Below are 8,450 nucleotides of genomic sequence, written 5' to 3'. Positions count from 1 at the left end.
CACCCCGCCGGGGCGCAGATGCCCGGCCAGTCGGCGCAGGCCCTGCGGTTCGTAGAACCTCGCATTGGTGGGGTCGAGCAGAAATTCCGGGGAGTGGTCGATGTCCAGCAGGATCGCGTCGAACCGCCGGCCGGGTGCGTCCGGATCGAAGCCCGCGGTCGAGGCCGACAGCCCGAAGAAGTCGCCCTGCACCAAGCGGCAGCGCGGATCGTCCGCCAGCGCCCGGCCGAGCGGCACCAGGCCCTCGCGATGCCAGGCGATCACGGGCTCGAACAGCTCGACCACCAGCAGGGCAGCAACCGCCTGGCTCTCCAGCGCGGCGTGCGCGGTGTGGCCGAGCCCGAGCCCGCCGACCACCACCTCAAGGGCCCGTCCAGCAAGCTCCGCGAGTCCGAGCCGGGCCAGCGCGATCTCGGAGGCGGTGACCAGGCTCGACATCAGGAACTGCTCGCCGAGCTTGATCTCGAACACATCGAGGCCGAGCGCGAGCTCGCGGCGTCGCCGCAGGCTCAGCAAGCCGATCGGCGTCGGCTGGCAGTCGAGCTCCTCGAAGTAGCGGCTCATGCGGCCCGTAGCCTGATGGAACGGGCCGCACCTGGCAACGCGCGACGTCCGACGGTCAGCCCAGCGGCCCCCAGCTGGCCTTCGAGAACAGCCCGTCCTTCACCTCGGCGAGCAGCACGAAGGGCGCCTTGCCCTTGAGGTCGATCATCTCGATCGAGCTCGACGTGCCGCTCTGCACGCCGGCAAGGTCGAAGGAGATCGGCACGCCGCTCGCGCTCACCCTGCCCTGGCCGGCGAGAGTGACGGAGACGTCCTTCTCGTTGCTCATCACGATGAAGCCGCTCTTCACCTCGATCCCACCGATGGCCCACTTCCGCTTGATGGTCCAGTCGTTACCCTTCTTGCGGTAGAGCTCGGCGAGGGCGTCGCCCACCTTCTCGGAGTTGCGGAGCTGCGTCTCCTCGTAGTCGGCGAGGAAGCAGGCCACCGCGTGCTTGGACGAGAAGGTCAGCTTCACCGAGACGCCGAACAGTCCGCCCGGAACCTTCGCGCCGACCTGCCAGTTCCCCGCGCTCGCGCCCTTGTCGATGAACCAGCGCGGCCCGAAGCCGCCCAGCCGGTCGACCACCGGATCCGGCACGCCGCCATTCACCTGCTTGAGGTTGCCGAGCCGTTCATAGACATGCGAGTCGCGCTCGCCGTAGGAGCCGCATTCGGCCCTTGCCCACCCGTTCGCGACGAAGAGGCCGCGCTCGCGATGCATCAGATCGGCGGCCTTGTTCAGCAGCGACATGGCAGTCGTCCTCCTGGTTGCGTCGGGAGAATTTTACACTGCTAAAACAATTAGCTTTGTGAACCACATCACAGCCCCGGCTCGCCGAATTCAACGCCCGCGGGTCTCCAGCAGGCGTCGGAGTTTGGCCGCCGCGAGCCGCTCCACCATCGCCGGCGCGTCCGCCGGCCCCGTGGCCACCGCCTCCGCCCCGGTGGCGGCGTCCACCGCCGCGACGCGCAGCCAGGCGCCCACCCGCCGGTGCTCGTAGATCACCTCGCGTCCGGGTAGCGGCGCCCGTCCGCCTGCCCTATCGTCCCGCCCAACCATCACCGGCAGCTCCGGGAACCAACGCCATGTCGAACAGCCATCGCCCCGAGACCATCGTCCTGCACGCCGGCCACCGGCGCGATTCCGCCACCGGCGCGGTCGCCGTGCCGATCTACCAGACGACATCCTACCAGTTCGACAGCACCGAGCACGCGGCGAACCTGTTCGCGCTGAAGGAGCTCGGCAACATCTACACCCGGATCATGAACCCGACGACCGACGTGCTCGAGAAGCGCGTCGCGGCGCTGGAGGGCGGGGTTGGCGCGCTCGCGCTCGGCTCGGGCCAGGCCGCGACCACCTTCGCGGTGATGAACGTCGCGCAGGCCGGCGACAACATCGTCTCCTCGACCGACCTCTACGGCGGCACCTGGAATCTGTTCAGCAACACGCTGAAGCAGCTCGGCGTCGAGGCGCGCTTCGTCGATCCGACCGACCCCGAGGCCTTCGCGCGCGCCACCGACGACAAGACGCGCTGCTACTACGCCGAGACCCTGCCGAACCCGAAGCTGCACGTGTTCCCCGTGCGCGAGGTGGCCGAGATCGGCCGCAGGCTCGGCGTGCCGCTGATCATGGACAACACCGCCTGCCCCGTCCTGTGCCGGCCGATCGAGCACGGTGCGGCGGTGGTGATGCACTCCACCACCAAGTACATCGGCGGGCATGGCACCTCGATCGGTGGCATCGTCGTCGATGGCGGGAATTTCGACTGGGAGGCGAACGCCAAGCGCTTCCCGCTGCTGAACGAGCCCGATCCGTCCTACCACGGCGCGGTCTGGACCCAGGCGGTGAAGCCGCTCGGGCCCATCGCCTACATCATCCGCATGCGGGTGATCCTGCTGCGCGACCTCGGCGCGCCGATGAGCCCGTTCAATGCTTTCCTGTTCCTCCAGGGACTCGAAACATTGCCCCTGCGCATGGAGCGGCACTGCGAGAACGCGCTGAAGGTCGCGACCCATCTCGCGCAGCACAAGGCGGTGACCAAGGTGATTCACCCGTCCCTCTTCGACGGCGAGCAGAAGCGACGTGCCGAGTACTACCTGAAGGGCGGCTACGGCGCCCTGGTCGGTTTCGAGCTCGCCGGCGGCAAGGAGGCCGGACGGACGTTCATCGACTCCCTCAAACTGCTCTATCACGTCGCGAATATCGGCGATGCGCGCTCGCTCGCGATCCATCCCGCCAGCACCACGCACAGCCAGCTCAACGAGCAGGAGCAGCTCGCGACCGGCGTCACGCCCGGCTATGTCCGCCTGTCGGTCGGCATCGAGCACATCGACGACATCCTCGCCGATATCGACCAGGCGCTCGAGGCCGCGACCGCGCCGGTGCGCCGGGCGGCGGAGTAGCGCGGTGCTGCATCGCTACACCGGCCGCGTCCCGACCACACGGCCGCGCCGCAACCGCCGCGACGACTGGACGCGACGGCTGGTCGCGGAGCACACGCTGACCGCGGGCGACCTGATCTGGCCCATCTTCATCCGCGAGGGCGTGGATGCGTCGGACCCGGTCGGGTCCTTGCGGGGCGTGGAACGGCTGACCATCGACCGGGCGGTGCGCGCGGCCGAGGAGGCAGTGGCGCTCGGCATCCCGGCGATCGCGCTGTTTCCCGTCACGCCGGTCGAGCTGAAGGACGAGGACGGCACCGAGAGCGGCAATCCGCAGAACCTGATGTGCCGCGCCGCGCACGCGGTCAAGGCAGCGGTGGGTGACGCGCTCGGCCTGGTCGGGGACGTGGCCCTCGATCCCTACACCAGCCACGGCCATGACGGCGTGATCCGCGACGGCTACGTCGCCAATGACGAGAGCGTGGCTGCGCTGTGCCGCCAGGCACTGGTCCAGGCCGAGGCCGGGATCGACGTGATCGCGCCGTCGGACATGATGGACGGGAGGGTGGCCGCGATCCGCGCCGCGCTCGACCAGGCGGGGCTGATCGACACCCGGATCATGTCCTATGCGGCGAAGTACGCCTCGGCGTTCTATGGGCCCTTCCGCGATGCGGTCGGCTCGGGCTCGGCGCTGAAGGGCGACAAGAAGACCTACCAGATGGACCCCGCCAACACCGACGAGGCGCTGCGCGAGGTGGCGATGGACATCGCCGAGGGCGCCGACATGGTGATGGTGAAGCCCGGGATGCCGTATCTGGACGTGGTGCGGCGGGTGAAGGACTCCTTCGGCGTGCCCACCTTCGCCTACCAGGTGTCGGGCGAGTACGCGATGATCGCGGGCGCGGCGCGCAACGGCTGGCTCGATGGCGAACGGGCGATGATGGAGAGCCTGCTTGCCTTCAAGCGCGCCGGCGCGGATGGGGTGCTGACCTACTTCGCACCGACGGCCGCAAGACTCCTCAAGAACAGATAAGCCGGGGGCCAACGGCTCCCCGGACTCCGCCGCTACTTGTGCATGATATCGTCGTTGGTCCAGACGATTTCCGAGACATAGGCGACGTTCGCCTTGCTCAGCCACTTGTCGCCCTTCTTCAGCACGTGCCCCACCTGCCCCTCGGACGTCAGGTCGAACAGCGCCTCATAGTTCACCCCGTCGCTGCCGGCGCCGATCGACAGGCGGATGTCCGGGCGCGAGTTCTTGAAGCCGCACGGAAGCACGGGCGAGTGGCTCGCCTGATACTCGATGGCGAAGGTGATCGTCACGATGTCGTCCTTGGTGCCGATCTCGCCCTGGTACACTCCGGCCCAGTCGCCGCTCGGGATGACGCGCTTCGCTCCGGTCCAGAGGCCGCAGAGCTCGTCATACACCTTGCGCTCGACCGTCGAGCCGATCGAGGCGCGGAAGAAGCGGTGCGGTTTCGGGTTGTCGGCGAGAAACCGCTCCTCCAGCTTCAGCCCGAACTTGCCGGCGCTCTCGACATCCAGCGCGCCGAGATGCTGGCCGGCGCGCGCCGCGAGGCCGACGATCATGCCCTCGAACCAGAGGATCAGGTCCTGCTGAGCCTTGGTGATGGCAGGCTTGAAGCCATGCGTCCATGCAACGGGTTTGGCCATGTCCTTGCCTCGTTCGACCCGGATACGATCCTTGCAGGACCACTCTACGCCAGTTGCAGGCCGTAACGAAGGCAAAGCGCCGGGTCCGCGATGAAACGCCCGCGAGCGCTGCCCGCAGGCACGGCACCCTGCGCTATGGTCAGGCCATGCGAACGATCAGCCGCCGCGCCGCGGCGCTCGGACTCGGGGGGCTCGCCGTGCCGCGGCCCGCCGACGCCCGTCGGCTGGATCCGGCACTGCTGGAACGCGCGCTCGAAACGGCCGCCAGCCTCGATCCGCTGCACAGTCTCGTCGTCGCGCGCGACAGGGAGATCATCGTCGAGCGGCGCTTCGCCGGACCGCCGCTCGACCGGCCGGCGAACATCAAGTCGGTCTCGAAGGCGGTGGTCGCCGCCCTCGTCGGCATCGCGATCGCACGCGGCGTGTTCACCGGCCCGGACCAGCCTATCGCGCCGCTGCTCGCCGACCACCTGCCGCGCCAACCCGATCCGCGGCTGCACGCCATCACCATCGACCACCTGCTGTCGATGCGCGCCGGGCTGGAGCGCACATCGGGCGCGAACTATGGACGCTGGGTGACCAGCGGCAACTGGGTGCGCCACGTGCTCGCGCGCCCCTTCATCGCTGATCCGGGCGGGCCGATGCTCTATTCGACCGGCAACTCGCACCTGCTCTCCGCCCTGCTCACCCGCGCCACGGGCCGCAGCACGCTCGCGCTCGCCCGCGGCTGGCTGGGCGCACCGCTCGGCATCGACATCCCGCCCTGGCCGCGGGATCCGCAGGGCATCTACTTCGGTGGCAACGACATGCTGCTCGTGCCGCGCGACCTCTTGCGTTTCGCCGAACTGCACAGGCTCGGCGGCACGATCGACGGCACGCGCGTGCTGCCCGAGCAGTGGATCCGCGAGTGCTGGACCCCCCGGACGGCCTCGCGCTTCACCGGCGCCCCGCACGGCTACGCCTGGTTCCTCGCCGAGGCGGGTGGGCACAGGCGTCACTACGCCTGGGGCTTCGGCGGGCAGATGGTTCACGTCGTGCCGAGCCTCGGCCTGAGCGTGGTGATGACCTCGGACCCGACCCAGCGTTCGGGCGGCGCGATCGGACACGCGCGCGACCTGCATCGGCTGATGGACGGGCTGTTGATTCCGTCGGCAGCATCAGCGGGGTGAGGCGCTGCCATCGGATGGCTCATCCTTGCCGCCCAGACGCGAGCGGATGCCCCGGATCGATGGCATCCCGCATCCCCTCCATCGTACTCGTACGGGCGCGGCGACGGGACAATGCGGATGCCGGAGTGATCCTGTTGTCGGCGCGCAACCGCCGCCCTACGCTTGCGGCAACGCTGTTCGTCCGAGAGAGGCCCGCCCATGTCCGGATCGCCACTGTCGCCGATCACCTACATGTTCACCGACGACATCTCGAAGAAGTTCCGCGATCGCGGCTGGGTGCGCGGCTCGGGGGGCGACCTCTACTATAACGGGAACGGCACGACTGAGCATCCGCATCTGCACCTGCGCATCCGGGGCCAGCGCACCGTCAGGGTAGGAGGCGACATCCGCCTCGCGGTGTCCATGCTGGCCTGGAGCGACGGGCAGCAAGGCCGGGGTGGGGGCGGCTGGACCTACATCCGCGACGGCGAGATCCACGACAGGAACTGGCGACGAAACCAGCCCTCGGTCAGGAGCGGCGCGGTGATCGAGGAATTCGCCTGGATCATGGACTACTTCGCGAACGGCTGACGGTCACCGCCCACCGACACGATCCAGAGGAACACCGGGCAAGCCGCCATCCGCGGCGTTCAGGTGCGCTTGGCCCTCGGCAATCGAGGACGATCGGCCCGCTGAACCCTCGTCGTCCTGATCGCGCGAGGCGCCACCCATGAGCGACGGGATCATTCAGCCGCGCTGCGCAATGCCGCCCCGGCCGCCAGAGGCGCGAGCGGCAGGGCGGCCGCCAGCATCGCGGCCAGCATCGCGAGATGCGGCCGCACCGGCAGACCGAGCGCCGCCGCCTCCACGGCCGCCGCACCGAAGATCAGCGCCGGGATCGCGAGCGGCAGGACAAGCAGCGGCAGCAGCACCCCACCACGTCGCGCACCCAGCGTCAGCGCGGCGCCGGCAGTGCCGAGCAGCGACAGCACTGCCATGCCCATTGTCAGCGCCATCACCAGCGCGGGGATCGCACCGGTCGGCAGGTTCAGCATGATCGCACCCGCAGGGGCAGCAAGCAGCAACGGCAGGGCGGTCGCGAGCCAGTGCGTGGCCGCCTTCGCCGCCGCGATCGCCGCGGGGTGCAGCCCCGACACCAGCAGCTGATCCAGTGTGCCGTCATCGTAGTCCGCGCCAAGCAGCCGGTCGAGCGGCAGCAGGGCCGCGAGCAGCGCCGCCACCCACACCACGCCCGGAGCGATCCGCGCCAGCACGTTCGGGTCCGGACCGACCCCGAACGGGAACAATCCGCAGGCGAGCAGGAAGAACGCCACCGCTGCCAGCGTATCCCCGGCACTGCGGCGCGCGAGCGCGAGGTCGCGCCGGATCAGCCCGCACACCGCCCTCATGCGGCAAGCCGCAACTCGGCCGCATCCTCCAGCGGCAGCGCGAGATGCGAGGACGCGACCACCATCCCGCCGCGCACGCGGTGCGCCGCGAGCACGCGCCCGAGCGTGGCCACGCCCGCGACGTCGAGCGCGACCGTCGGCTCGTCGAGCAGCCAGAGCGGCCGCGCCGCGCCGAGCACCAGCCGCGCGAGCGCCACCCGCCGTCGCTGGCCGGCCGAGAGGATGCGCACGGGATGATCCGCCAGCGCCTCAAGCTCAAGCGCCGCGAGCGCCGCCGCGGCATCCCCGCCGACGATCCGCGCCTCATGCGTGAGCGTTTCCGCGACTGTCAGTGCAGGCTTGAGTGCGTCCTGGTGGCCCACCAGCGCGAGCCGTGCGGCGTGCGCCACACGGTCCTCGAGCGCCGGCCGGCCGTCCCACAGCAGCGCGCCGACCGCGACCCGACCGAGGCCTGCCAGCACCCGCAGCAGGCTGGTCTTGCCGGCCCCGTTAGGCCCCGTCAGCAACAGCGCCCCGCCCGGCGCGAGCGCGAAGGAGACGCCGGCGAACACGACCTGCCCCCCGCGCTCGCCCGCCAGTTCCTGCGCCTCGAACACCCCTGACCCTTCCGACCCCGCATGGACGCGCCCGCACCCTATGGTGTAAGCCCTGCTCCCGCAAAGACGCCCGGGCGCTGTGGGCCTTCTGGGCGCAAACGCGGAGCGAACCCCCATGAGCATGATCGGGCAGGACAGCCTGAAGACCCGCCGCACCCTGACGGTGGACGGCAGGAGCTATGCCTATTTCTCCATCGAGGACGCGGCGAGGGCGCTGGGCACCGACCTGACGCGCCTGCCCGTGACGCTGAAGATCCTGCTCGAGAACATCCTCCGCTTCGAGGATGGGCGCACCTACAGGACCGACGATGCCAAGGCGGTCGCCGAGTGGCTGAAGGACGCGCATTCCGAGAAGGAGGTGCCGTTCCGCCCCGCGCGCATCCTGATGCAGGACTTCACCGGCGTGCCCGCCGTGGTCGATCTCGCCGCGATGCGCGACGGCATGATCAAGCTCGGCGGCAACCCGCAGAAGGTGAACCCGCTGGTGCCGGTCGACCTCGTGATCGACCACTCGGTGATGGTGGACTACTTCGGCAAGCCGGACGCGTTCCAGAAGAACGTTGAGGTCGAGTTCGAGCGCAATGTCGAGCGCTACACCTTCCTGCGCTGGGGCCAGCAGAGCTTCAACGCCTTCCGCGTCGTGCCGCCTGGCACGGGCATCTGCCACCAGGTGAACCTCGAGTATCTCTCGCAGG

At 69.6% G+C, this 8,450-nt stretch carries 11 protein-coding genes; 5 read left to right on the top strand and 6 right to left on the bottom strand.

Annotated elements, in window-relative coordinates; translation table 11 throughout:
• From ACTIFU_RS20700 to ACTIFU_RS20690, 3 genes are all read right to left on the bottom strand, one after another.
• Positions 1 to 564 (bottom strand): hypothetical protein (locus tag ACTIFU_RS20700; protein WP_439580217.1); only part of this gene is annotated, 564 nt, incomplete at its 3' end.
• A gap of 55 nt (positions 565 to 619) precedes the next feature.
• Entirely contained in the window at positions 620 to 1,297 is a 678-nt protein-coding gene (locus tag ACTIFU_RS20695; RefSeq protein WP_439580216.1) for a hypothetical protein, read from the bottom strand.
• A 90-nt stretch (positions 1,298 to 1,387) separates the two neighbouring features.
• A complete protein-coding gene (locus tag ACTIFU_RS20690) occupies positions 1,388 to 1,552 on the bottom strand; it encodes a DUF6898 family protein (RefSeq protein ID WP_439580215.1) in 165 nt (54 codons plus the stop codon).
• Positions 1,553 to 1,632: 80 nt separating this feature from the next.
• On the opposite strand from ACTIFU_RS20690, the gene ACTIFU_RS20685 reads away from it, so the two are divergent.
• Together ACTIFU_RS20685 and hemB are read left to right on the top strand one after the other, a co-directional pair.
• Positions 1,633 to 2,949, top strand: coding sequence for an O-acetylhomoserine aminocarboxypropyltransferase/cysteine synthase family protein (locus ACTIFU_RS20685; RefSeq protein ID WP_439580214.1), 1,317 nt, complete (start codon positions 1,633 to 1,635; stop codon positions 2,947 to 2,949).
• Between the two features lie 4 nt (positions 2,950 to 2,953).
• Positions 2,954 to 3,961, top strand: a complete 1,008-nt coding sequence (hemB, locus tag ACTIFU_RS20680) for a porphobilinogen synthase (protein WP_439580213.1) — start codon at positions 2,954 to 2,956, stop codon at positions 3,959 to 3,961.
• Between the two features lie 32 nt (positions 3,962 to 3,993).
• Here hemB and ACTIFU_RS20675 read toward each other — a convergent pair whose 3' ends face one another.
• Positions 3,994 to 4,602, bottom strand: coding sequence for a hypothetical protein (locus ACTIFU_RS20675; protein WP_439580212.1), 609 nt, complete (start codon positions 4,600 to 4,602; stop codon positions 3,994 to 3,996).
• Positions 4,603 to 4,748: 146 nt separating this feature from the next.
• On the opposite strand from ACTIFU_RS20675, the gene ACTIFU_RS20670 reads away from it, so the two are divergent.
• Positions 4,749 to 5,771 carry a serine hydrolase domain-containing protein gene (locus ACTIFU_RS20670; protein WP_439580211.1) on the top strand — a complete coding sequence of 341 codons (1,023 nt, stop codon included), beginning with the start codon at positions 4,749 to 4,751 and terminating at the stop codon, positions 5,769 to 5,771.
• A 198-nt stretch (positions 5,772 to 5,969) separates the two neighbouring features.
• Positions 5,970 to 6,341, top strand: coding sequence for a hypothetical protein (locus ACTIFU_RS20665; protein ID WP_439580210.1), 372 nt, complete (start codon positions 5,970 to 5,972; stop codon positions 6,339 to 6,341).
• 152 nt (positions 6,342 to 6,493) lie between these two features.
• Here the strand turns inward: ACTIFU_RS20665 and ccmB are convergent, their stop codons facing one another.
• Complete coding sequence (ccmB, locus tag ACTIFU_RS20660; protein WP_439580209.1) at positions 6,494 to 7,159, bottom strand: heme exporter protein CcmB; 666 nt, start codon at positions 7,157 to 7,159, stop codon at positions 6,494 to 6,496.
• Positions 7,156 to 7,755, bottom strand: a complete 600-nt coding sequence (gene ccmA / locus ACTIFU_RS20655) for a heme ABC exporter ATP-binding protein CcmA (protein WP_439580208.1) — start codon at positions 7,753 to 7,755, stop codon at positions 7,156 to 7,158. Before ccmA ends, ccmB begins: the two co-directional genes overlap by 4 nt.
• Before the next feature lie 115 nt (positions 7,756 to 7,870).
• Between ccmA and ACTIFU_RS20650 the strand changes: the two genes are divergently transcribed.
• Positions 7,871 to 8,450 (top strand): aconitase family protein (locus tag ACTIFU_RS20650; protein ID WP_439580207.1); only part of this gene is annotated, 580 nt, incomplete at its 3' end.

Origin of the sequence: Elioraea sp. (assembly GCF_051860475.1) — a bacterium.
Classification (GTDB): Bacteria; Pseudomonadota; Alphaproteobacteria; order Acetobacterales; family Acetobacteraceae; genus Elioraea.
Note: the sequence above shows the minus strand (reverse complement) of the source record. Positions and strands in the feature narration are given on the sequence as shown.

What these genes read in the sequence shown, in the direction of transcription:
- ACTIFU_RS20675 (WP_439580212.1), bottom strand. Translation starts at nt 4,602, where the DNA reads ATGGCCAAACCCGTTGCATGGACGCATGGCTTCAAGCCTGCCATCACC.
- ccmB (WP_439580209.1), bottom strand. Translation starts at nt 7,159, where the DNA reads ATGAGGGCGGTGTGCGGGCTGATCCGGCGCGACCTCGCGCTCGCGCGC.
- ACTIFU_RS20685 (WP_439580214.1), top strand. Translation starts at nt 1,633, where the DNA reads ATGTCGAACAGCCATCGCCCCGAGACCATCGTCCTGCACGCCGGCCAC.
- ACTIFU_RS20670 (WP_439580211.1), top strand. Translation starts at nt 4,749, where the DNA reads ATGCGAACGATCAGCCGCCGCGCCGCGGCGCTCGGACTCGGGGGGCTC.
- ACTIFU_RS20665 (WP_439580210.1), top strand. Translation starts at nt 5,970, where the DNA reads ATGTCCGGATCGCCACTGTCGCCGATCACCTACATGTTCACCGACGAC.
- ACTIFU_RS20695 (WP_439580216.1), bottom strand. Translation starts at nt 1,297, where the DNA reads ATGTCGCTGCTGAACAAGGCCGCCGATCTGATGCATCGCGAGCGCGGC.